General features: G+C 70.9%; 19 protein-coding genes. 3 read left to right on the top strand and 16 right to left on the bottom strand.

Going from position 1 to position 21,070, the window contains the following annotated elements; genetic code table 11:
* Positions 1–103: 103 nt before the first annotated feature.
* The 14 genes from nuoN to ACGF12_RS24360 all read right to left on the bottom strand — a co-directional run bounded on the left by nuoN (position 104) and on the right by ACGF12_RS24360 (position 16,368).
* The gene (gene nuoN, locus ACGF12_RS24425) at positions 104–1,741 is read right to left on the bottom strand and encodes an NADH-quinone oxidoreductase subunit NuoN (RefSeq protein WP_393033818.1); all 1,638 of its coding nucleotides are present in this window, start codon (positions 1,739–1,741) and stop codon (positions 104–106) included.
* The gene (locus ACGF12_RS24420; protein ID WP_393033815.1) at positions 1,738–3,372 is read right to left on the bottom strand and encodes an NADH-quinone oxidoreductase subunit M; all 1,635 of its coding nucleotides are present in this window, start codon (positions 3,370–3,372) and stop codon (positions 1,738–1,740) included. Before ACGF12_RS24420 ends, nuoN begins: the two co-directional genes overlap by 4 nt.
* Before the next feature lie 157 nt (positions 3,373–3,529).
* Entirely contained in the window at positions 3,530–5,425 is a 1,896-nt protein-coding gene (gene nuoL, locus ACGF12_RS24415; RefSeq protein WP_393033812.1) for an NADH-quinone oxidoreductase subunit L, read from the bottom strand.
* Between the two features lie 14 nt (positions 5,426–5,439).
* Positions 5,440–5,739 (bottom strand): NADH-quinone oxidoreductase subunit NuoK, encoded by a 300-nt coding sequence (gene nuoK / locus ACGF12_RS24410; protein WP_350516917.1) that lies wholly within the window; start codon positions 5,737–5,739, stop codon positions 5,440–5,442.
* Complete coding sequence (locus ACGF12_RS24405) at positions 5,736–6,629, bottom strand: NADH-quinone oxidoreductase subunit J (protein ID WP_393033869.1); 894 nt, start codon at positions 6,627–6,629, stop codon at positions 5,736–5,738. Before ACGF12_RS24405 ends, nuoK begins: the two co-directional genes overlap by 4 nt.
* Positions 6,629–7,231 (bottom strand): NADH-quinone oxidoreductase subunit NuoI, encoded by a 603-nt coding sequence (nuoI, locus tag ACGF12_RS24400; protein ID WP_393033809.1) that lies wholly within the window; start codon positions 7,229–7,231, stop codon positions 6,629–6,631. The genes ACGF12_RS24405 and nuoI overlap by 1 nt, the downstream gene beginning before the upstream one ends.
* A 6-nt stretch (positions 7,232–7,237) precedes the next feature.
* Positions 7,238–8,581 carry an NADH-quinone oxidoreductase subunit NuoH gene (gene nuoH, locus ACGF12_RS24395; protein ID WP_393033806.1) on the bottom strand — a complete coding sequence of 448 codons (1,344 nt, stop codon included), beginning with the start codon at positions 8,579–8,581 and terminating at the stop codon, positions 7,238–7,240.
* Positions 8,578–11,082, bottom strand: a complete 2,505-nt coding sequence (locus ACGF12_RS24390) for an NADH-quinone oxidoreductase subunit G (RefSeq protein ID WP_393033803.1) — start codon at positions 11,080–11,082, stop codon at positions 8,578–8,580. The genes nuoH and ACGF12_RS24390 overlap by 4 nt, the downstream gene beginning before the upstream one ends.
* A complete protein-coding gene (gene nuoF / locus ACGF12_RS24385; protein WP_393033800.1) occupies positions 11,079–12,440 on the bottom strand; it encodes an NADH-quinone oxidoreductase subunit NuoF in 1,362 nt (453 codons plus the stop codon). Before nuoF ends, ACGF12_RS24390 begins: the two co-directional genes overlap by 4 nt.
* Positions 12,440–13,195, bottom strand: a complete 756-nt coding sequence (gene nuoE / locus ACGF12_RS24380; RefSeq protein ID WP_387614909.1) for an NADH-quinone oxidoreductase subunit NuoE — start codon at positions 13,193–13,195, stop codon at positions 12,440–12,442. The genes nuoF and nuoE overlap by 1 nt, the downstream gene beginning before the upstream one ends.
* Complete coding sequence (locus ACGF12_RS24375; protein ID WP_393033797.1) at positions 13,192–14,556, bottom strand: NADH-quinone oxidoreductase subunit D; 1,365 nt, start codon at positions 14,554–14,556, stop codon at positions 13,192–13,194. The genes nuoE and ACGF12_RS24375 overlap by 4 nt, the downstream gene beginning before the upstream one ends.
* Positions 14,556–15,269 carry an NADH-quinone oxidoreductase subunit C gene (locus ACGF12_RS24370; protein WP_393033795.1) on the bottom strand — a complete coding sequence of 238 codons (714 nt, stop codon included), beginning with the start codon at positions 15,267–15,269 and terminating at the stop codon, positions 14,556–14,558. Before ACGF12_RS24370 ends, ACGF12_RS24375 begins: the two co-directional genes overlap by 1 nt.
* A 73-nt stretch (positions 15,270–15,342) precedes the next feature.
* Positions 15,343–15,897, bottom strand: a complete 555-nt coding sequence (locus ACGF12_RS24365; protein WP_393033793.1) for a NuoB/complex I 20 kDa subunit family protein — start codon at positions 15,895–15,897, stop codon at positions 15,343–15,345.
* 111 nt (positions 15,898–16,008) lie between these two features.
* Positions 16,009–16,368, bottom strand: a complete 360-nt coding sequence (locus ACGF12_RS24360; protein ID WP_030060100.1) for an NADH-quinone oxidoreductase subunit A — start codon at positions 16,366–16,368, stop codon at positions 16,009–16,011.
* A 599-nt stretch (positions 16,369–16,967) separates the two neighbouring features.
* Here ACGF12_RS24360 and ACGF12_RS24355 point away from each other — a divergent pair.
* From ACGF12_RS24355 to ACGF12_RS24345, 3 genes are all read left to right on the top strand, one after another.
* Positions 16,968–17,618: a TetR/AcrR family transcriptional regulator gene (locus tag ACGF12_RS24355; protein WP_393033792.1), complete on the top strand. Its 651-nt coding sequence runs from the start codon at positions 16,968–16,970 to the stop codon at positions 17,616–17,618.
* Between the two features lie 84 nt (positions 17,619–17,702).
* The gene (locus ACGF12_RS24350; protein ID WP_393033790.1) at positions 17,703–18,413 is read left to right on the top strand and encodes a peptidylprolyl isomerase; all 711 of its coding nucleotides are present in this window, start codon (positions 17,703–17,705) and stop codon (positions 18,411–18,413) included.
* Positions 18,414–18,486: 73 nt separating this feature from the next.
* On the top strand, positions 18,487–18,873 hold the full coding sequence (locus ACGF12_RS24345) for a MazG-like family protein (RefSeq protein WP_393033787.1): 387 nt from the start codon (positions 18,487–18,489) through the stop codon (positions 18,871–18,873).
* On the opposite strand, the gene ACGF12_RS24340 is transcribed toward ACGF12_RS24345, so the two are convergent.
* Positions 18,870–20,159, bottom strand: coding sequence for a geranylgeranyl reductase family protein (locus tag ACGF12_RS24340; protein WP_393033866.1), 1,290 nt, complete (start codon positions 20,157–20,159; stop codon positions 18,870–18,872). The two genes, ACGF12_RS24345 and ACGF12_RS24340, sit on opposite strands and share 4 nt — an antisense overlap.
* 164 nt (positions 20,160–20,323) lie before the next feature.
* Positions 20,324–21,019 carry a demethylmenaquinone methyltransferase gene (locus ACGF12_RS24335; RefSeq protein ID WP_393033784.1) on the bottom strand — a complete coding sequence of 232 codons (696 nt, stop codon included), beginning with the start codon at positions 21,017–21,019 and terminating at the stop codon, positions 20,324–20,326.
* Between the last annotated feature and the right edge of the window lie 51 nt (positions 21,020–21,070).

Below are 21,070 nucleotides of genomic sequence, written 5' to 3'. Positions count from 1 at the left end.
GCTCTCCGGGCATTGCGGCGGTGGGGGCGAATTCGTCTGGAAATAAAGGCTGGAGATCGGCCCGCGCTTCCGGACCGATCTCCAGCAAACCGACCGGTGACGGTCAGTACGCGAACAGCGAGGCCTTGGACGCGAGGTCAAGGAAGTACTGGGGCAGCAGGCCGAGAACCAGCGTCACCAGTACGCCCAGCCCGATCGCGGTCGCGGTGAAAGCGCTCGGGATCGCCACCGTCGGGCCGCCCGGCTTCGGGTCGGAGAAGAACATCAGCACGATCACCCGGATGTAGAAGAACGCGGCCACCGCCGAGCTCAGCACACCGACCACCACCAACGGCGTCGCCCCACCGGCCGCCGCCGCCTGGAACACCGCGAACTTCCCGGTGAAACCGGAGGTCAGCGGAATCCCGGCGAAGGCCAGCAGGAACAGCGCGAACACCGCCGCCACCAGCGGCGAGCGCCGCCCCAGCCCCGCCCAGCTGGACAGGTGGGTCGCCTCGCCCTTGGAGTCGCGCACCAGGGTGACCACGGCGAAGGCGCCGAGCGTCACGAAGGAGTACGCCAACAGGTAGAACAGCACCGAGGACAGTCCCTGCTTGTTGACGGCGATCACGCCGGTCAGGATGAACCCGGCGTGCGCGACGGAGGAATACGCCAACAGCCGCTTGACGTCCTGCTGAGTCACCGCCAGCACCGCGCCCACCACCATGGTGAGGATCGCCACGCCCCACAGCACCGGGCGCCAGTCCAGCCGCAGGCCCGGGAAGGCCACGTAGAACAGCCGCAGGAACGCCCCGAAGGCCGCGACCTTGGTGGCCGCCGCCATGAAGCCGGTCACCGGGGTCGGCGCGCCCTGGTAGACGTCCGGGATCCAGGCGTGGAACGGCACCGCGCCGACCTTGAACAGCAGACCGACCGCCAGCATCGCCAGGCCCGTCAGCAGCAGCGCGTCGCTCTGGGTGGTGCTCAGCTGCGCCGGGGTGGTCATCGCCTTGCCGGAGATGACGTCCGCGATGTCGCCGAGCCTCACGCTGCCGGCGTAGCCGTACAGCAGCGCGGTGCCGAACAGGAAGAAGGCCGAGGCGAAGGCGCCGAGCAGGAAGTACTTGACCGCCGCCTCCTGGGAGAGCAGCCGACGGCGGCGGGCCAGCGCGCACAGCAGGTAGAGCGGGAGGGAGAAGACCTCCAGCGCCACGAACATCGTCAGCAGGTCGTTGGCGGCGGGGAAGAGCAGCATGCCGCCGACCGCGAACATGGTCAGCGGGAAGACCTCGCTGGTGGTGAAGCCGGCCCGGATCGCGGCCCGCTCCTGCTCGCCGCCGGGGGTGGCGGCGGCCTGGGCGGCGAAGGCGTCGGCGGGCAGGCCGCCGGCCTTGGGCTCCAGCCTGCGCTCGGCGTAGGTGAGCACCGCGACCACGGCGACCAGCAGGATCACGCCCTGCAGGAACAGCGCCGGGCCGTCCAGGGCGACCGACTCCATGGCCAGCAGGTCGATCCGCGGTGAGCCGTGGCCCTGCGCGGCCAGCACCACCACGGCGACGAACGCGCCGGTCAGGGCGACCAGGGCGAGCGAGACCTGGGTCCAGTGCCGCAGCCGCCGGGGCACGAAGGCCTCGACCAGGATGCCGGCCACGGCGGCGCCGAACACCACCAGCATCGGGGAGAGTTGGCCGTACTCGATGTGCGGCGCCGGAATGCTGGGGGTGCTGCCGCCGGCGGCGGCGAGCACTGCGGTGACGCTCACTTCTGCTCACCTCCTGAGGTGGCGGCGACCGGGTGGGCCGGCGCCGGGTCGGTCTGGTGGACCTGCGAGAGCGTCGCGTTCACCGAGGGATTGACCAGGTCGGTGAGCGGCTTGGGGTAGACGCCCAGCAGGATCGTCAGCGCCACCAGCGGCGCCACCACGGCGAGTTCGCGGGCCTTGAGGTCGGGCATCGTGCGCACCCCGTCCTTCACCGGGCCGGTCATGGTGCGCTGGTACAGCAGCAGGGCGTACAGCGCGGCCAGCACGATGCCGAAGGTGGCGACGATGCCGATCGCCGGGTAGCGGGTGAAGGTGCCCACCAGCACCAGGAACTCACTGACGAACGGGGCCAGCCCCGGCAGCGACAGGGTGGCCAGACCGCCGATCAGGAAGGTACCGGCGAGCACCGGGGCGACCTTCTGCACGCCGCCGTAGTCGGCGATCAGCCGCGAGCCGCGGCGGGAGATCAGGAAGCCGGCCACCAGCATCCACGCGGCGGTGGAGATGCCGTGGTTGACCATGTAGAGGGTCGCGCCGCTCTGGCCCTGGCTGGTCAGGGCGAAGATGCCCATGATGATGAAGCCGAAGTGCGAGATCGAGGCGTAGGCGACCAGCCGCTTGATGTCCTTCTGGCCGACCGCCAGCAGCGCGCCGTAGACGATCCCGATCAGCGAGAGGACCAGGATCACCGGCGCGAAGGTCTTCGAGGCGTGCGGGAACAGCCCGAGGCAGAACCGCAGCATCGCGAAGGTGCCGACCTTGTCCACCACCGCGGTGATCAGCACGGCGGTGCCGGCGGTGGCCTCGCCCATCGCGTTCGGCAGCCAGGTGTGCAGCGGCCACAGCGGGGCCTTCACCGCGAAGGCGAAGAAGAAGCCGAGGAACAGCGCCTTCTCGGCGGTGCCGGTCAGCTGCAGCTTGCCGTCGGCGATCGCGCCGGTGAGGGTCGGCAGGTCGAAGGTGCCCAGGCCCTGGTCCTGCGCGATCACGTACAGCCCGATCACGGCGGCCAGCATCACCAGGCCGCCGAGCAGGTTGTACAGCAGGAACTTGACGGCCGCGTAGGAGCGCTGGCGCGCCGACTCGGGGCCGCCGGCCCGGTCGCCGAAGCCGCCGATCAGGAAGTACATCGGGATCAGCATGGCTTCGAAGAACACGTAGAACAGGAAGAGGTCGGTGGCGTAGAAGGAGACGATCACCATCGCCTCCACCGCCAGGATCAGGGCGAAGAAGCCCTGGGTCCGGCGGCGCCGCTCGAAGGTGCCGGGGTCGACGGTGCCGTCGGGGCCGGCCGGAGCCGGATCGGCGTCGCGCCAGGAGGCCAGCATGATGATCGGCACCAGGAAGGCCGTCAGCAGGGCCAGTACCGCGCCGATGCCGTCCACGCCGAGCGAGAAGGTGATGCCGAAGGAGCGGATCCAGCTGTACGACTCGGTCAGCTGGTAGCGGGCGCCGTGCGGGTCGAACCGGGCCGCCACCACGGCGGCCAGCGCCAGGGTGGCGGCGGAGAAGACCAGGGAGACGGCCTTGGCATTGGTGCGCCGGGCCTCGCTCGTCCCGGCCGGCAGGGCGGCGGTCACCACCGCACCGACTGCCGGGACGACGCAGGTGGCGGTCAGTAGAGCACTCACGGCCTGACCTCCCGATGTGATTCCCCGCCCCGAGCCGAAGGGCGCGCCGGTGCCGAAAGCGAGGAGCGACCAGCGACCGACGAAGGAGGGAGTGCCGGAGCGAAGAGCGTCGGCGCCGGGTCCGAGCGCCCGGAGGCGAGCGGGCGAGTCACTGTCATCACACGGACCTCATCAGGAGAGTCGAGGCGACCAGCACCAGCGTGCCGCCGAACATGGAGAGCGCGTACGAGCGGACGAAGCCGTTCTGGACCCGCCGCATCCGACTGGACAGGCCCCCGATGACGGCGGCCAGGCCGTTGACGAAGCCGTCCAGGCCGCGGCTGTCGAAGTAGACCAGCGTCGCGGTCAGCGCCGAGCCCGGCCGCACCAGCACGGCGTGGTTGAAGTCGTCCTGCAGCAGGTCGCGGCGGGCGGCCCGGGTGAGCGGGGAGCCGACCGGCGGGACCACCGGGACGGGCGAACGCCCGTACATCAGGTACGACAGGCCGACGCCGGCCAGCATGCAGGCCGTGGTCAGCCCGGTGACGGTCAGGGAGCTGAGCGGCGAGTTGCCCTCGCTGTGTCCGGTGACCGGCTCCAGCCACTTCAGGAAGGAGTTGTTGAAGGCGAACAGCCCGCCCGCGAACACCGAGCCGACGGCCAGCAGGATCATCGGGACGGTCATGGTCCTCGGCGACTCGTGCGGGTGCGGGAGGTTGCCCTTCTCGTCCGGCTGCCAGCGCTTCTCACCGAAGAAGGTCAGCAGCATCACCCGGGTCATGTAGAACGCGGTGACGGCCGCGCCGACCAGCGCGCACAGGCCGAGGATCCAGCCCTCGGTGCCGCCCTTGGCGAAGGCGGCCTCGATGATCTTGTCCTTGGAGAAGAAGCCGGACAGGCCCGGGAAGCCGATGATCGCCAGGTAGCCGAGGCCGAAGGTGACGAAGGTGACCTTCATGTGCCTCCACAGGCCGCCGTAGCGACGCATGTCCACCTCGTCGTTCATGCCGTGCATGACCGACCCGGCGCCGAGGAACAGCCCGGCCTTGAAGAAGCCGTGGGTCACCAGGTGCATGATCGCGAAGGCGTAGCCGATCGGGCCCAGCCCGGCCGCCAGCACCATGTAGCCGATCTGCGACATGGTTGAGCCGGCCAGCGCCTTCTTGATGTCGTCCTTGGCGCAACCGACGATCGCACCGAACAGCAGCGTGACCGCGCCGACCACCACCACGGCGGTCTGGGCGTCCGGCGCCAGGTTGAAGATCACCGAGGAGCGGGTGATCAGGTAGACGCCCGCGGTCACCATGGTGGCCGCGTGGATCAGGGCCGAGACCGGGGTCGGGCCCTCCATCGCGTCCCCGAGCCAGGACTGCAGCGGCACCTGGGCCGACTTGCCGCAGGCCGCCAGCAGCAGCATCAGGCCGATCGCGGTCAGCTTGCCCTCGCTCGCCCGGGACGCCCCGCCGAAGACCGGGTCGAAGGCGAAGGAGCCGAACTCGGCGAACATCAGCATGATCGCGATGGACAGGCCCATGTCGCCGACCCGGTTGACGATGAAGGCCTTCTTCGCCGCCGTCGCCGCGCTCGGCTTGTGCTGCCAGAAGCCGATCAGCAGGTACGAGGCCAGGCCCACGCCCTCCCAGCCGAAGTACAGCAGCAGGTAGTTGTCGGCCACCACCAGCAGCAGCATGGCCGCCAGGAACAGGTTCAGGTACGCGAAGAAGCGGCGCCGGCGCTCGTCGTGCGCCATGTAGCCCACCGAGTACAGGTGGATCAGGGTGCCGACACCGGTGATCAGCAGGACGAAGGTCATCGACAGCTGGTCGAGCCGGAACGAGATGTCGGCCTGGAAGCCGTTCACCGGGATCCAGCTGAACAGGTGCCTGGTCACCGCCCGGTGCTCGGCGTCGCGGCCGAGCATGTCCGAGAACAGCGCCAGGCCGAAGCCGAACGAGAGCGCGGCGAGCGCGGTGGCCAGCCAGTGGCCGAACCGGTCGAGCGCCCGGCCGCCGAGCAGCAGCAGGGCGGAGCCGGCCAGCGGAGCCGCCACGAGCAGCGGAATGAGAGAGTTCACCGAAGGTCCTCCGCCTACAGCTTCATCAGGTTGCTGTCGTCGACCGAAGCGGAGTGCCTGGTCCGGAAGATGGAGACGATGATGGCGAGGCCGACCACGACCTCGGCCGCCGCGACCACCATCGTGAAGAACGCGATGACCTGGCCGTCCAGGGTCCCGTGCAGCCGGGAGAAGGTCACCAGCGCGAGGTTCGAGGCGTTCAGCATCAGCTCGACGCACATGAACAGCACGATCGCGTTGCGCCGGATCAGCACCCCGGAGGCGCCGATGGTGAACAACAGGGCCGACAGGTACAGGTAGTTGACCGGGTTCACCGCTCGCCCTCCTCGTCCGCCCCGTTCGCGTTGTTGGCACCCGCCGGCTCCAGCGACTTGCGCGGCGGGGCCACCGCCGGCCGCTCCGAGGAGGGCCGGCCCAGCCAGTCCGCCGTGGTGTTCTCCAGCTCCGCCATCCGCTGCAGCATCGCCTGGCTGACGTCCCGGACCTGGCCGCGCTCGCGCAGCGTCGCCATCACCGAGTCCTCGGCGACGGTGCCGTCCGGCAGCAGCGCCGGGACGTCCACCGCGTTGTGCCGGGCGTACACGCCCGGGGCCGGCATCGGCGGCACCTGGATGTTGTCCCTGACCCGCTGCTCCGCCAGCTCGCGCTGGGTCTTCGGGGCCTTCACGTGCTCCCGGTGGGTCAGCACCATCGCGCCGACCGCCGCAGTGATCAGCAGCGCGCCGGTGACCTCGAAGGCCCAGACGTAGCGGGTGAAGATCAGCCGGGCCAGGCCCGGCACGTTGCCCTCGGCGTTCGCCTCGGCCAGCCCGGTGAAGTGGTTCAGCTTCGCGTTGGCGATCCCGGCGATCAGCAGCACGCCGAAGCCCAGCCCGCACAGCACCGCGGCGAACCGCTGGCCCTTCAGCTGCTCCTTCAGCGAGTCCTCGCTGGTGACGCCGACCAGCATCACCACGAACAGGAACAGCATCATGATCGCGCCGGTGTAGACCACGATCTGCACCACGCCCAGGAACACCGCGCCCTGGGCCATGTAACAGAGCGCCAGCGCCATCATGGTGGCCGCCAGGCAGAGCGCGCTGTGCACGGCCTTGCGCATCAGCAGCATGCCGAGCGCGCCGCCGACCGCGATCACCGCGAGCACCCAGAACTGGACGGCCTCACCCGTGGAGGTCGTCCCGGTCGCGGCCGCGAGATGTGCGATCACTGCTGCACCTCCTTGTCCCGGTCGGTGCGCTCCTGCTGGACCGTCCCGGGCGCCGCCGCGGTGATCTCGCCCCGGTAGTACGCGCCCTCGTCGGCGCCCGGGAAGATCGCGTGCGGGGTGTCGACCATGCCCTCGGACAGGCCGACCAGCAGCTGCTCCTTGGTGAAGATCAGGTCCCGGCGGGAGGAGTCGGCGAGCTCGTACTCGTTGGTCATGGTCAGCGCCCGGGTCGGGCAGGCCTCGATGCACAGCCCGCACAGGATGCAGCGGGCGTAGTTGATCTGGTACACCGCGCCGTAGCGCTCACCGGGCGAGTAGCGCTCCTCGTCCCGGTTGTCCGCGCCCTCCACGTAGATCGCGTCGGCCGGGCAGGCCCACGCGCACAGCTCGCAGCCGACGCACTTCTCCAGGCCGTCCGGGTGCCGGTTCAGCTGGTGGCGACCGTGGAAGCGCGGAGCGGTGGGCTTCTTCTGCTCCGGGTACTGCTCGGTGAGCCGCTTCTTGAACATGGCCTTGAAGGTCACGCCGAAGCCTGCGGCCGGGCCGAGGATCGACGGCCGGTCGGCCCGCTCGTCCCTGCCCGTCTGGTCGGACGACATCTCGGATCAGCTCCCTTCGGAATGGTCGGCCCCGTTGAGGGCGTCCTGCAGTTGCTTCGGGGCTCGGCTGCGCCGACGCGGCACCGGCGGGAGCTCCTGGCCGGGCAGCGGCGGCACCGGGTACCCGCCCGCCATCGGGTCGAACTCGCCCTTGGGGTACGGCCCGTCCTCAGCCGTCGCGGCTTCCTCGGGCTGCTTCTTCAGGTAGTCCCGCAGCAGCGCCAGCAGCAGGATCACGCCGACCGGCGCGCCCACGTAGAGCAGCACCTCGGCGAAGCCGTAGCCCTCGTTGCGCAGCGCCCGCACGCTCGCGATCAGCACCAGCCACACCAGCGAGACCGGGATCAGCACCTTCCAGCCCAGCTTCATGAACTGGTCGTAGCGGAACCGGGGCAGCGTGCCGCGCAGCCAGATGAAGAAGAACAGCAGCAGCTGGATCTTCAGCGTGATCCACAGCATCGGCCACCAGCCGTGGTTGGCGCCCTCCCAGAAGGTCGACACCGGCCAGGGGGCCCGCCAGCCGCCCAGGAACAGGGTCGAGGCCACCGCCGAGACGGTCACCATGTTGACGTACTCGGCCAGCATGAACATCGCGAACTTCAGCGAGGAGTACTCGGTGTTGAAGCCGCCGACCAGCTCGCCCTCGGCCTCCGGGAGGTCGAACGGCGCCCGGTTGGTCTCACCGACCATCGAGATGATGTAGACGATGAACGACACCGGCAGCAGCGCCGCGAACCAGGTCGGCTGCTGGTGCGCCACGATCTCCGAGGTCGACATCGAGCCCGAGTAGATGAACACCGCCGCGAAGGACAGGCCCATCGCGATCTCGTAGCTGATCATCTGCGCGGAGGAGCGCAGCCCGCCCAGCAGCGGGTAGGTCGAGCCGGAGGACCAACCGGCGAGCACGATCCCGTAGATGCCCACCGAGGCCGTCGCCAGGATGTACAGCAGCGCCACCGGGAGGTCGGTCAGCTGCAGCGGCGTCCGGGTGCCGAAGATCGACACCTCGTTGCCGGCCGGACCGAACGGGATCACCGCGAAGGCCATGAAGGCGGGGATGGCGCAGACGATCGGGGCCAGGATGTAGACCACCTTGTCCGAGCCCTTGACCACCAGGTCTTCCTTCAGCGCCAGCTTCACACCGTCCGCCAGCGACTGCAGCATGCCCCACGGGCCGTGCCGGTTCGGCCCGATGCGCAGCTGCATCCAGGCCACCACCTTGCGCTCCCAGACGATCGCGATCAGCACCGTCAGGACCAGGAACGCGAAGCAGAACACCGCCTTCAGCAGCACCAGCCACCACGGGTCCTGCCCGAAGAAGTGGAGCGTCTCGTACGGCTGCGGAGTCATCGGCCATCCCCTTCGCGGCCGGCCCCGGCCTCGTCCTCGACGGCGACCGGCTCCAGCGTGGCCGCGGCGATCGTGACCAGGTGGCCGACGGTGGTGCCGAGCGTGCGGTGGGCGCCGCCCGGCGTGGAGTTGAGCGGGATCCAGACCGTACGGTCCGGGATCGAGTCGGTGACCTCCAGTGGCAGGATCAGCGAGCCGGCCGGGCCGGTCAGCCGCAGCGCGGCCGCCGCCTCGGCGTCGATCTCCTTCGCGGTGGCGGCCGAGATCCGGGCCACCGCCCGGTGCCGGGTGCCCGCCAGGTGCGGATCGCCCTGCTGCAGCACGCCGTTGTCCAGCAGCTGGCGCCAACCCGCCAGCACCGCCTGGCCGGTGGCCGGGCGGGGCAGCACGCCCGGGTGCGCCGCCGGGTCGGCCGCGCGGTCGCCCTGCCAGGGCTCGAAGCGGTCCAGTTCCAGCCGGGCCGCCCGGACGTCCGTCAGGCCCAGCCGGTGGCTGAGCGCGTCGGCCAGCATGGTCAACACCCGCAGGTCGGGCTGGAGGTGACGGCCCATCTGCTGGTCCGGCTTGAGCGCGGCCTCGAACATCCGCACCCGGCCCTCCCAGTCCAGGAAGGTGCCCGCCTTCTCGGCCACCGCCGCCACCGGCAGCACCACGTCCGCCCGGGCCGTCACCGCGGAGGGCCGCAGCTCCAGCGACACCACGAACGGCACCGCGGCCAGGGCCTCGTCGGCCAGCGCCGGGTCCGGCAGGTCGTCCGGGTCGACCCCGCCGACCAGCAGCGCGTCCAGGTCGCCCTGGGCGGCCGCGGTCAGGATCTGGTCGGTGTCCCGGCCCGGCTGCGAGGGCAGCTCGGCCACCCCCCACACCTCGGCCGCCTCCGCCCGGGCCGCCGGATCGGCCACCGGGCGGCCGCCGGGCAGCAGGCCCGGCAGCGCACCGGCCTCCACCGCACCGCGCTCCCCCGCCCGGCGCGGCACCCAGGCCAGCTCGGCGCCGGTCGCGTGCGCCAGCCGCAGCAGCGCCGTCAGCGCGCCCGGGGCCGCGGCCAGCCGCTCGCCCGCCAGGATCACCGCGCCCGGCCGGCGCAGCAGTTCGGCCGCCTGCCCGGCCTCGTCGTTCAGCGGCTCGTCCGCCGCCAGCGCCGCGAACCACTCCGACTCGGTGCCGGGGGCGGCCGGCAGCAGCGCGCCGCGCAGCTTGGCCAGGCCCCGGGAGGCGAAGGCCGCCACCGAGTACACCTTCAGCCCGTGGCCGCGGGAGGCCTTGCGCAGCCGCAGGAAGACGATCGGCGACTCCTCCTCCGGTTCGAGGCCGGCCAGCAGCACCGCCGGGGCCTGTTCCAGCCGCTCGTACGTCACCCCGCCGCCGGCCACGTCCACCCCGCGCCCGGCGACCGCCGCGGCCAGGAAGTCCGCCTCCTCACCGGTGTGCGGGCGGGCCCGGAAGTCCACGTCGTTGGTGCCGAGCACCACCCGGGCGAACTTGGCGTAGGCGTACGCGTCCTCGACCGTCACCCGGCCGCCGGCCAGCACTCCGGTACGGGCCCCGCGCAGCCCCTCGGCCGCCCGGGCCAGCGCCTCCGGCCAGGAGACGGGGACCAGTTCGCCGTCCTGCCGCACCAGCGGGGTGGTCAGCCGGTCCCGCAGCTGGGCGTAGCGGAAGGCGAACCGGCCCTTGTCGCAGTTCCACTCCTCGTTCACCGCCGGGTCCTCGCCCGCCAGCCGGCGCAGCACCTTGCCGCGCCGGTGGTCGGTGCGCTGGGCGCAGCCCGCCGAGCAGTGCTCGCACACGCTCGGCGAGGAGACCAGGTCGAAGGGGCGCGAGCGGAACCGGTAGGCCGCCGAGGTCAGCGCGCCCACCGGGCAGATCTGGATGGTGTTCCCGGAGAAGTACGACTCGAAGTCGTCCCCCTCGCCGGTGCCGACCTGCTGCAGCGCGCCGCGCTCGACCAGGTCGATGAACGGGTCGCCGGCGATCTGCTGGGAGAAGCGGGTGCAGCGCGCGCACAGCACGCAGCGCTCCCGGTCCAGCAGCACCTGGCTGCTGATCGGCACCGGCTTCTCGTAGGTGCGCTTCATGCCCTCGAAGCGGGAGTCCGCGCCGCCGGCGGACATCGCCTGGTTCTGCAGCGGGCACTCGCCGCCCTTGTCGCAGATCGGGCAGTCCAGCGGGTGGTTGATCAGCAGCAGCTCCATCACGCCGCGCTGGGCCTTCTCGGCCACCGGCGAGCTGAGCTGGGTGCGCACCACCATGCCCTCGGCAACCGGGATGGTGCAGGAGGCGACCGGCTTGCGCTGGCCCTCGATCTCGACGATGCACTGCCGGCAGGCACCGGCCGGGTCGAGCAGCGGGTGGTCGCAGAAGCGCGGGATCTGGGTGCCGATGGTCTCGGCGGCCCGGATCACCAGGGTGCCCTTGGGGACCCGCACTTCGACGCCGTCGATGGTGAGCGTGACCAGTTCGACCGCCGTGTCGGAGGCGGTTGGCTCTGTGATCGTCACGCGTGCACCTCCCTTTCGGTGGCGGACTGGTGGCCGGGGCGGGGGCCGACGGCCCAGACGGTGGAGGCGGCCGGGTCGAACGGGCAGCGGCGCTCGGCGAGGTGCTGCTCGTACTCGGCCCGGAAGTGCTGGAGCGAGGAGACGATCGGGCTGGCCGCGCCGTCGCCCAGCGCGCAGAAGGACTTGCCGTTGATGTTGTCGGCGATGTCGAGGAGCTTCTCCAGGTCCCCCTCGACGCCCTCGCCCGCCTCGATCCGGTCGAGCAGCTGGACCAGCCAGTAGGTGCCCTCGCGGCAGGGGGTGCACTTGCCGCAGGACTCGTGGGCGTAGAACTCGGTCCAGCGGGTGACCGCCCGCACCACGCAGGTGGTCTCGTCGAAGACCTGCAGCGCCTTGGTGCCGAGCATCGAGCCGGCCGCGCCGACTCCCTCGTAGTCCAGCGGGACGTCGAGGTGCTCGTCGGTGAACATCGGGGTGGAGGAGCCGCCCGGGGTCCAGAACTTCAGCCGGTGCCCGGGGCGGATGCCGCCGCTGAGGTCCAGCAGCTGGCGCAGGGTGACGCCGAGCGGGGCCTCGTACTGGCCGGGGTTGGTGACGTGGCCGGAGAGCGAGTAGAGCGTGAAGCCGGGGGACTTCTCGGTGCCCAGGCTCTTGAACCACTCCTTGCCCCGGGTCAGGATCGGCGGCACCGAGGCGATCGACTCGACGTTGTTGACCACCGTCGGGCAGGCGTACAGGCCGGCGATCGCCGGGAACGGCGGCCGCAGCCTCGGCTGGCCGCGCCGGCCCTCCAGCGAGTCCAGCAGCGCCGTCTCCTCGCCGCAGATGTACGCGCCGGCGCCGGCGTGCACGGTGATGTCGAGGTCCACGCCGGAGCCGAGGATGTTCCGGCCCAGCAGCCCGGCCTGGTACGCCTCGGCGACGGCCGCGTGCAGCCGGCGCAGCACCGGGACGACCTCGCCGCGCAGGTAGATGAACGCGTGGTCGCAGCGGATCGCGTAGGAGGCGATGACCATGCCCTCGATCAGCGCGTGCGGGTTGGCGAACATCAGCGGGATGTCCTTACAGGTGCCCGGTTCGGACTCGTCCGCGTTGACCACCAGGTAGTGCGGCTTGCCGTCGTTCTGCGGGATGAACTGCCACTTCATCCCGGTGGGGAAGCCGGCGCCGCCGCGGCCGCGCAGGCCGGCGTCCTTGACCAGGGCGATCACGTCGTCCGGGGGCATCGCCAGGGCCGCCTTGAGGCCCTCGTAGCCCTGGTGGCGGCGGTAGGTGGCGAGCGTCCAGGGGCGGCTGTCGTCCCAGGAGTCGGACAGGACGGGGGTGAGCAGTTTCTCGGCCGGCTCGGCGGAGGTCATCACGCTTCGGTCCCTTCCTGGCCGGGCTCCTCGTGGCGCGGGGAGACCACCTTGGTGCCGCCGGTTCCGGGCAGGGCCTCGCCCCTGGACAGGCGCAGCCCGGCCAGTGAGGGGGCGCCGCCGGCGCCGGACTCGTCGTTGGCGCCGGGGCGCTCGTCGGGGAAGCCGGCCAGGATCCGGGCGGTCTCCTTGAAGCCGCACAGCCGGGCGCCGCGGGTGGGCCGCACCTCCCGGCCGGCCCGCAGGTCGTCGACCAGCTGCTTGGCGCTCTCCGGGGTCTGGTTGTCGAAGAACTCCCAGTTGACCATCACCACGGGGGCGTAGTCGCAGGCCGCGTTGCACTCGATGTGCTCGATCGAGACCTCGCCGTCCTCGGTGGTCTCGTTGTTGCGGATGCCCAGGTGCTGCTGGAGCTCGGCGAAGATCTGGTCGCCGCCGAGCACCGCGCACAGGGTGTTGGTGCAGACCCCGACGTGGTACGTCCCGGCCGGGCGCCGCCGGTACATGGTGTAGAAGGTCGCGACGGCGGTGACCTCGGCGGTGGTGAGGTCCAGCTGCTCGGCGCAGAAGCGGATCCCGGTCGGGCTGACGAAGCCCTCCTCGGCCTGGACCAGGTGCAGCAGCGGCAGCAGCGCCGAGCGGGCCTGCGGGTAGCGGCCGATCAGCTCGGCGGCGTCGGCGGCCAGTCGGGTGCGCACCTCCTCGGGGTACGGCGGGGCCGGCAGCGCCGGCAGTCCGAGTTCGACGTTGGTCACCGGTCCACGCCTCCCATCACCGGGTCGATCCCGGCCACCGCGACGATCACGTCGGCCACCTGGCCGCCCTCGCACATCGCCGCCATCGTCTGCAGATTGGTGAACGACGGATCCCGGAAGTGGACCCGGTACGGACGCGTCCCGCCGTCGCTGACCACGTGCACGCCCAGCTCGCCCTTGGGCGACTCGACCGCCGCGTACGCCTGGCCGACCGGGACCCGGAAGCCCTCGGTGACCAGCTTGAAGTGGTGGATCAGGGCCTCCATCGAGGTGCCCATGATCTTGCGGATGTGGTCGAGCGAGTTGCCCATCCCGTCGGGGCCCAGTGCGAGTTGGGCGGGCCAGGCGATCTTCTTGTCGGCCACCATGACCGGGCCCGGGCGCAGCCGGTCCAGGCACTGCTCGACGATCCGCAGGGACTGCTTCATCTCCTCCAGGCGGATCAGGAAGCGGCCGTAGGAGTCGGCGCTGTCCGCCGTGACGACCTCGAACTCGTAGTTCTCGTAGCCGCAGTAGGGGTCGGTCTTGCGCAGGTCGTGCGGCAGGCCGGTGGCGCGCAGGATCGGGCCGGTGGCGCCGAGGGCCAGGCAGCCGGGCAGGTCCAGGAAGCCGACGTCGACCAGGCGGGCCTTGAACACCGGGTTGCCGGTGGCGAGTTTGTCGTACTCGTGCATCCGGGAGCGGAAGACCTTGACCGCCTCGCGGATCTGGTCGACGGCGCCGGGCGGCAGGTCCTGGGCGAGGCCGCCGGGGCGCACGTACGCGTGGTTCATGCGCAGGCCGGTGACCAGCTCGAAGACGTCCAGGATCAGTTCGCGGTCCCGGAAGCCGTAGATCATCAGGGTGGTGGAGCCGATCTCCATGCCGCCGGTGGCCAGGCAGACCAGGTGCGAGGCGATCCGGTTGAGCTCCATCATCATCACCCGGATGACGTCGGCCCGCTCCGGGATGTCGTCGGTGATGCCGAGCAGCTTCTCGACCGCCAGGCAGTAGGCGGTCTCGTTGAACAGCGGGGTCAGGTAGTCCATGCGGGTCACAAAAGTGGTGCCCTGGACCCAGCTGCGGAACTCCATGTTCTTCTCGATGCCGGTGTGGAGGTAGCCGATGCCGCAGCGGGCCTCCTTCACCGTCTCGCCGTCGATCTCCAGGATCAGCCGCAGCACGCCGTGGGTGGACGGGTGCTGGGGGCCCATGTTGACGATGATGCGTTCGTCGTCGGCCCGGCCGACCGCCTCGACCACCTCGCCCCAGTCGCCGCCGGTGACGGTGAAGACCCGGCCTTCGGTGGTCTCGCGGGCCTGCGCTTCCTCGGTCCCGCCGAGGGTCTCTCCGTGGGCCTCTTCGTAGTGCTGGGCGTTCATCAGCTGTACGACCTCCGCTGGTCGGGTGCCGGGATCTGGGCGCCCTTGTACTCGACGGGGATGCCGCCGAGCGGGTAGTCCTTGCGCTGCGGGTGGCCCAGCCAGTCGTCCGGCATCATGATCCGGGTGAGCGCCGGGTGGCCGTCGAAGACCAGGCCGAAGAAGTCGTAGGCCTCGCGCTCGTGCCAGTCGTTGGTCGGGTAGACGCTCACCACGGAGGGGATCCGGGGGTCGGCGTCCGGCGCGGTGACCTCCAGCCGGATCAGCCGGCCGTGGGTGATCGAGCGCAGGTGGTAGACCGCGTGCAGCTCGCGGCCCTTGTCGCCGGGGTAGTGCACGCCGCTGACGCCCAGGCACAGTTCGAAGCGCAGCGCCGGGTCGTCGCGCAGGATGCGGACGGTCCTCAGCAGGTGGTCGCGCTCGATGTGGAAGGTGAGTTCGCCGCGGTCGACCACGGTCTTCACGATCACCTCGGCCGGGTCGAGGTCCTGTTCCTCCAGGGCGCCCTCCAGCTCGTCGGCGACCTCGTCGAACCAGCCGCCGTACGGGCGTTCGCTCGGGCCGGGCAGCGCGACGGGGGCGGACAGGCCGCCGAAGCCGGACGTGTCGCCGCTGCCCTGGGCGCCGAACATGCCCTGGCGGCGGCCGACCACCTCGACAGGGAGTTCGCGGACCGGCTGCTCGCGGCGGGTCTCGGGTACCTGCTCGTTCATGCGCCCGCCTCGCTGCGCTCGGCGGGGGCGTTCACCCACGCGCGCCTCTTGATGATTCGCTCGCTGCGCTCGCTCATTGCAGCCGCCCCCGCATCTCGCTGATCGGGGTGGCCCTGAGGGCGAGGGCCTCGCCGAGTTCCTCGGCGCGGCGCCGGTTCACGCCCAGCGGCTCGTGCTGGATCTTGTCGTGCAGCTTCAGGATGGCGTCCATCAGCATCTCCGGGCGGGGCGGGCAGCCTGGCAGGTAGATGTCCACCGGGACGATGTGGTCGACGCCCTGGACGATCGCGTAGTTGTTGAACATCCCGCCGGAGGAGGCGCAGACGCCCATCGAGATGACCCACTTGGGGTTGGCCATCTGGTCGTACACCTGGCGCAGCACCGGAGCCATCTTCTGGCTCACCCGGCCCGCGACGATCATCAGATCGGCCTGCCGGGGGGAGCCCCGGAAGACCTCCATGCCGAACCGGGCCAGGTCGTAGCGGCCGGCGCCGGTGGTCATCATCTCGATCGCGCAGCAGGCCAGACCGAAGGTGGCCGGGAAGAGTGACGCCTTGCGCACCCAGCCGGCGGCCGTCTCCACGGTCGTGAGCAGAAAGCCGCTCGGCAGCTTCTCCTCGATTCCCATCAGATCCCTCTCAATGCCCTCAAGTCGTCTGGAAGGTCGGCCGGTTCCGGCTTGTCCGCTCGTTCACAAGCGGTCGCGCGCCGGTCGACGGGTGGGGCGACCACTCCGCGCTCAGTCCCACTCCAGGCCGCCGCGGCGCCACACGTAGGCGTACGCGACGAAGACGGTGGCGATGAACAGGAGCATCTCGACCAGCCCGAAGATCCCCAGAGCGTCGAAGGTGACCGCCCAGGGGTAGAGGAAGACGATCTCGATGTCGAAGACGATGAAGAGCATCGCCGTCAGGTAGTACTTGATCGGGAACCGACCGCCGCCCACGGGCTGCGGGGTCGGCTCGATGCCGCACTCGTACGCCTCCAACTTGGCCCGGTTGTAGCGCTTGGGGCCGGTGAGTGAGGCCATCACGACGGAGCCGACCGCGAACGCCGCCGCGATGGCACCGAGTACGAGGATCGGCGCGTAGGCATTCATAGCCCCCGCTCCCTCCGTCCAGTCGTCCTTGACTGCAGATCGGAACCGGCAGGTCACGCTGAGGTGAACCCGCGCTCCAGTTCCCGAGATCCACCTCATGTGAGGCAGTTCACAAAGCCTTGGAGTGAGCGCATCCTATGCCCGTCGGCTTGTGATCTGCGACACGCAGTTCGTCGCCATCTTTGTGATCTACGACACCATGTGAATGGTGGCGAATGTGAACATGCCCAGAGTTGTCGACACAAAGGAGTCAAACGATCACAAGCAGTCGCATTTACCTTTGAAGTGGCTGGTCAGCGGCAGGTTCCTATATCAACTATGCGTCTCGTAAGGCAAATTTCTGGGCGCCATGTTGACGTGTTATAGCGGCTCACTCGCAGGGGTGGCGGAGGCTTGAACGTCCGCTTGACCCTTCGTTCACAAGCGCGCGAGGTCGGCGTCGGGCGGGGCTCCCCGCCGGCCGCGACGACGGATCACGCCAGGGCCGGCTCCCGCCTCCACTCCCCCCGGGCTCCGCTCGTAATGCGACTCGAGTCGCATTACGATGGGCACGGCAGACCGCCATCCCGCAGCAAGCCTTGACGCGACCGGAGTCGACTTTGACCGGAGCCACCCACCCCGCGCCGGAGCCCCACACCCCCACCCCGCGCCCGGGCGGCCGTAGCGCCCGGGTCCAGGCGGAGGTGGTCGCCGCCACCCTCGCCGAGGTCACCGAGAAGGGGTACGACAACCTCACCGTCGAGGCGGTCGCCACCCGCTCCGGCGTCCACAAGGCCACCCTCTACCGGCGCTGGGGCGGGGTGGACGGCCTGGTCGCCGACGCCCTGACGGCCTCCGCCGACCGGCCCTGGCCCCTGCCCGACACCGGAGACCTCCGAGAGGACCTCCGCCGGATCACCCGGGAGGTGTTCAGCGTCTTCACCGACCCGGAGCTCGGCCCCACACCCACCGCGCTGATCTCCGCCGCCCAACGCTCCGACACCGGCGCGGCCGCCCTACGCGCCTTCTTCGCGGCCCGCCACCGCCAGGCCGCCGAAGTCGCCGAACGGGCCGCCGCCCGAGGCGAGTTGCCCGCCGGAACGGACGGCGCCGAGGTGGTCCGGGCCGCCACTGCACCGCTCTACTACCGGCTGTTCGTCTCCGGCGAGCCGCTGGACGCCGGCACCGCCGAGCGGGCCGCCGACGCCGCCGCCCTGGCCGCCCGCGCCGGACTGTTCACATCCAACCCGGCGACCCCGGAACAGAACTGACAAACCATCACAACACCGCAGCCCCGGGGCCCACGGCCGTCCCACCCCCTACCGCATCCCCACCCGGCCGTGGATGATTCCTCCATGACAATCCAGCCGTCCACCACCCCCCGGAAGGCCCGTCACGTGAAGCGCAAGCACTGGGCGCTGGTCGCCGCCGCGACCGTCCTCCCGCTCGTGGCGAGCACCGGCACCGCCATCGCGGACGCCCCGGCGACCGGCGCCGCCCCCGCCGCCGGCTGCACCTACACACCGGCCGTCCCGGCCGACAACTTCAAGGGCATCCCGGTCTTCGACGCCGAGAAGGCCGCGAAGCCCTACCGCGCGACCCTGCGGACCAACCAGGGCCCGATCACCTTCGAGGCACTGACCGACAAGGCCCCCTGCACCACCTTCTCGTTCCGCTTCCTCGCCGAGCACGACTACTTCGACCGCACCCACTGCCACCGGCTCACCACCCAGCGGATCTACGTCCTGCAGTGCGGCGACCCGACCGGCACGGGCAGCGGCGGTCCGGGCTACTCGTTCCCGGACGAGAACCTGACCGGCGCCACCTACCCGGCCGGCACCGTGGCCATGGCCAACGCCGGTCCGAACACCAACGGCAGCCAGTTCTTCTTCGTCTGGAAGGACACCAAGCTCTCCCCCGCCTACACGCCCTTCGGCCGGATCACCTCGGGCCTGGACGTCCTGCAGAAGATCGCCGCCGCCGGCGAGGACGACCAGAACAGCCCGGGCGACGGCTTCCCGAACGTCCCGGTGAACATCCGCCACGTGAAGATCAGCAAGCGCTGACAGCGGCACCGCGCGGCTCCCGTACGGTTGCGGTACCGACCGCACCGCAGGGGACCAAGGGGAGCAGCACCGCATGGACAGCCGGATCTGGGAGAGCGTCGACCACCTGGTCGCGTGGCTGGACGAGCAGAGCACCCAGTCGCCGCAGGAGGAACGCCTGCTGCGACTGCTCAAGCTCTCCGAGGAGGTCGGCGAGGTCGGCGCGGCGGTGATCGGCGCCACCGGCCAGAACCCGCGCAAGGGCGTCACCCACAGCTGGGAGGACGTCCAGCACGAGCTCTGCGACGTCGTCTTCAGCGCCCTGGTCGCCCTGCGGACACTCACCCCCGACGCGGCCCGGGTGTTCGCCGAGCGCCTCGCCTACGTGGAACAGCGTTCCGCCGCCTCCCGCTCCGTCCCGGAGGCGGCGGAGCGGGCGGCGGCCGAGGCGGCCGGGACCGCCGCGCCGGACGCGCGTTAGGCGTTGGGCGCGACCCGGGTCAGGCCGTTGATCACGCGGTCCATCGCGTCGCCGCCCTGCGGGTCGGTGAGGTTGGCGAGCAGCTTGAGGGTGAAGCGCATCAGCAGCGGCCGGGGCAGGCCGTGCTGGGCGGCCAGCTGCATCACCTTGGGGTTGCCGATGAGCTTCACGAAGGCGCGGCCCAGCGTGTAGTAGCCGCCGTACACGTCCTTGAGGATGCGCGGGTAGGCCTGCAGGGCGCGCTCGCGGCCGCCGACGGTGACCCGGGCCAGGGCCTGGGTGATGACCCCGGCGGCGATCTGGCCGGATTCCATCGCGTAGGCGATGCCCTCGCCGTTGAACGGGTTGACCATGCCGCCCGCGTCGCCGACCAGCAGCAGGCCGCGGGTGTAGTGCGGCTGCCGGTTGAAGGCCATCGGCAGGGCGGCGCCGCGGATCGGGTCGGTCATGTTCTCGGGGGTGTAGCCCCACTCCTCCGACATGCTCGCGCACCAGGCCTTGAGCACCTCGCGCCAGTCCAGCTCGCCGAACGCCGAGGAGGAGTTGAGGATGCCGAGGCCGACGTTGGAGGTGCCGTCGCCCATGCCGAACACCCAGCCGTAGCCGGGCAGCAGCTTGCGCTGTCCGTCGCGGGTGTCCCACAGCTCCAGCCAGGACTCCAGGTAGTCGTCGTCGTGGCGGGGCGAGTTGAAGTAGGTGCGGTAGGCGACGCCCATCGGGCGGTCCTCACGCCGGTGCAGGCCCATGGCCAGCGAGAGCCGGGTGGAGTTGCCGTCGGCGGCGACCACCAGCGGGGCGCGGAAGGTGACCGGCCGCTTCTCCTCGCCGAGCTTGGCGGTGACGCCGACGATCCGGCCGGTGCGGTCGTCCAGGACCGGCCCGCTGACGTTGCAGCGCTCGTAGAGCCGGGCGCCGGCCTTCTCGGCCTGACGGGCCAGCAGCTCGTCGAAGTCGGCGCGCTTGCGGACCAGGCCGTAGTCCGGGAACGAGGACAGCTCGGGCCAGTCCAGCTCCAGCCGGACGCCGCCGCCGATGATGCGCAGTCCCTTGTTGTGCAGCCAGCCGTTCTCGGTGGAGACGTCGATGCCCATGTCCACCAGCTGCTTGGTGGCGCGCGGGGTCAGGCCGTCGCCGCAGACCTTCTCGCGCGGGAAGGCGGTCTTCTCCAGCAGCAGCACGTCCAGCCCGGCCTGGGCCAGGTAGTACGCGGTGGTGGCGCCGGCCGGGCCCGCGCCGACCACGATGACGTCGGCGGTGCTCTCGACCGTGCTGTCCGGCTTCGTCAGATCGGCTGCGGTCTCGGACACGTGGACACACTCCTGGTGCTGCGGCGGGGGGACGGCGGCTTTTGTCTCCGGCAGTCTAGTTCCGCTCACACCGCCGGAGACCCCCGCGCCCTGCCGCACCCGCCGGCGCCCTACCGCGTCCGTCCCGCGCCCTGCCGCACCCGCTAGACGAGCTTGTAGCCCCGGTGCAGCGCCACGATCCCGCCGGTGAGGTTGCGCCAGGCGACCTTCGACCAGCCGCTCTGCTGCAGCTTGGCGGCCAGCGCGGGCTGGTCCGGCCAGACCCGGATGGACTCGGCGAGGTAGACGTACGCGTCCGGGTTGCTGCTGACGGCGGTCGCGACCGGCGGCAGCGCGCGCATCAGGTACTCGGTGTAGACGGTGCGGAACGGCGTCCAGGTCGGCGTGGAGAACTCGCAGATCACCACCTTGCCGCCGGGCTTGGTGACCCGGTGCATCTCGCGCAGCGCCGCCTCGGTGTCGTGGACGTTGCGCAGCGCGAAGGAGATCGTCACCGCGTCGAAGGTGTCGTCCGCGAACGGCAGCCGGGTGGCGTCGCCGGCGGTGAGCGCCAGCTCGGGGTGGCGGCGCTTGCCCTCGACGAGCATGCCGACCGAGAAGTCACACGGGACGACCTTGGCCCCGGCCTCGACGAAGGGCAGCGAGGAGGTGCCGGTGCCGGCCCCGAGGTCGAGCACGAGGTCCCCCGGTCCGGCGGCCACCGCCTCGGCCACCGCCCGGCGCCAGGCGCGGGCCTGGCCGAGGGAGAGCACGTCGTTGGTGAGGTCGTACTTGGCCGCGACGTCGTCGAACATGGCGGCGACTTCGTGCGGCTGCTTGTCCAGAGAGGCTCGGGTCACGGACCCCATTGTTCACCCTGGAACGGACGCGCCGGTCAACGGGGCACACCG

Origin of the sequence: Kitasatospora sp. NPDC048296 (assembly GCF_043201815.1) — a bacterium.
Lineage (GTDB): Bacteria > Actinomycetota > Actinomycetes > Streptomycetales > Streptomycetaceae > Kitasatospora.
The sequence above is the reverse complement of the archived record's forward strand: the minus strand, read 5'-3'. Positions and strand labels throughout refer to the sequence as shown.

Bases quoted from the DNA above. Each gene is read 5' to 3' on its own strand.
- ACGF12_RS24345 (WP_393033787.1), top strand. From the start codon at position 18,487: ATGGACAGCCGGATCTGGGAGAGCGTCGACCACCTGGTCGCGTGGCTG.
- nuoI (WP_393033809.1), bottom strand. From the start codon at position 7,231: ATGTCGTCCGACCAGACGGGCAGGGACGAGCGGGCCGACCGGCCGTCG.
- ACGF12_RS24370 (WP_393033795.1), bottom strand. From the start codon at position 15,269: ATGAACGAGCAGGTACCCGAGACCCGCCGCGAGCAGCCGGTCCGCGAA.
- ACGF12_RS24375 (WP_393033797.1), bottom strand. From the start codon at position 14,556: ATGAACGCCCAGCACTACGAAGAGGCCCACGGAGAGACCCTCGGCGGG.
- nuoH (WP_393033806.1), bottom strand. From the start codon at position 8,581: ATGACTCCGCAGCCGTACGAGACGCTCCACTTCTTCGGGCAGGACCCG.
- ACGF12_RS24360 (WP_030060100.1), bottom strand. From the start codon at position 16,368: ATGAATGCCTACGCGCCGATCCTCGTACTCGGTGCCATCGCGGCGGCG.
- ACGF12_RS24365 (WP_393033793.1), bottom strand. From the start codon at position 15,897: ATGGGAATCGAGGAGAAGCTGCCGAGCGGCTTTCTGCTCACGACCGTG.
- ACGF12_RS24350 (WP_393033790.1), top strand. From the start codon at position 17,703: ATGACAATCCAGCCGTCCACCACCCCCCGGAAGGCCCGTCACGTGAAG.
- nuoF (WP_393033800.1), bottom strand. From the start codon at position 12,440: ATGACCTCCGCCGAGCCGGCCGAGAAACTGCTCACCCCCGTCCTGTCC.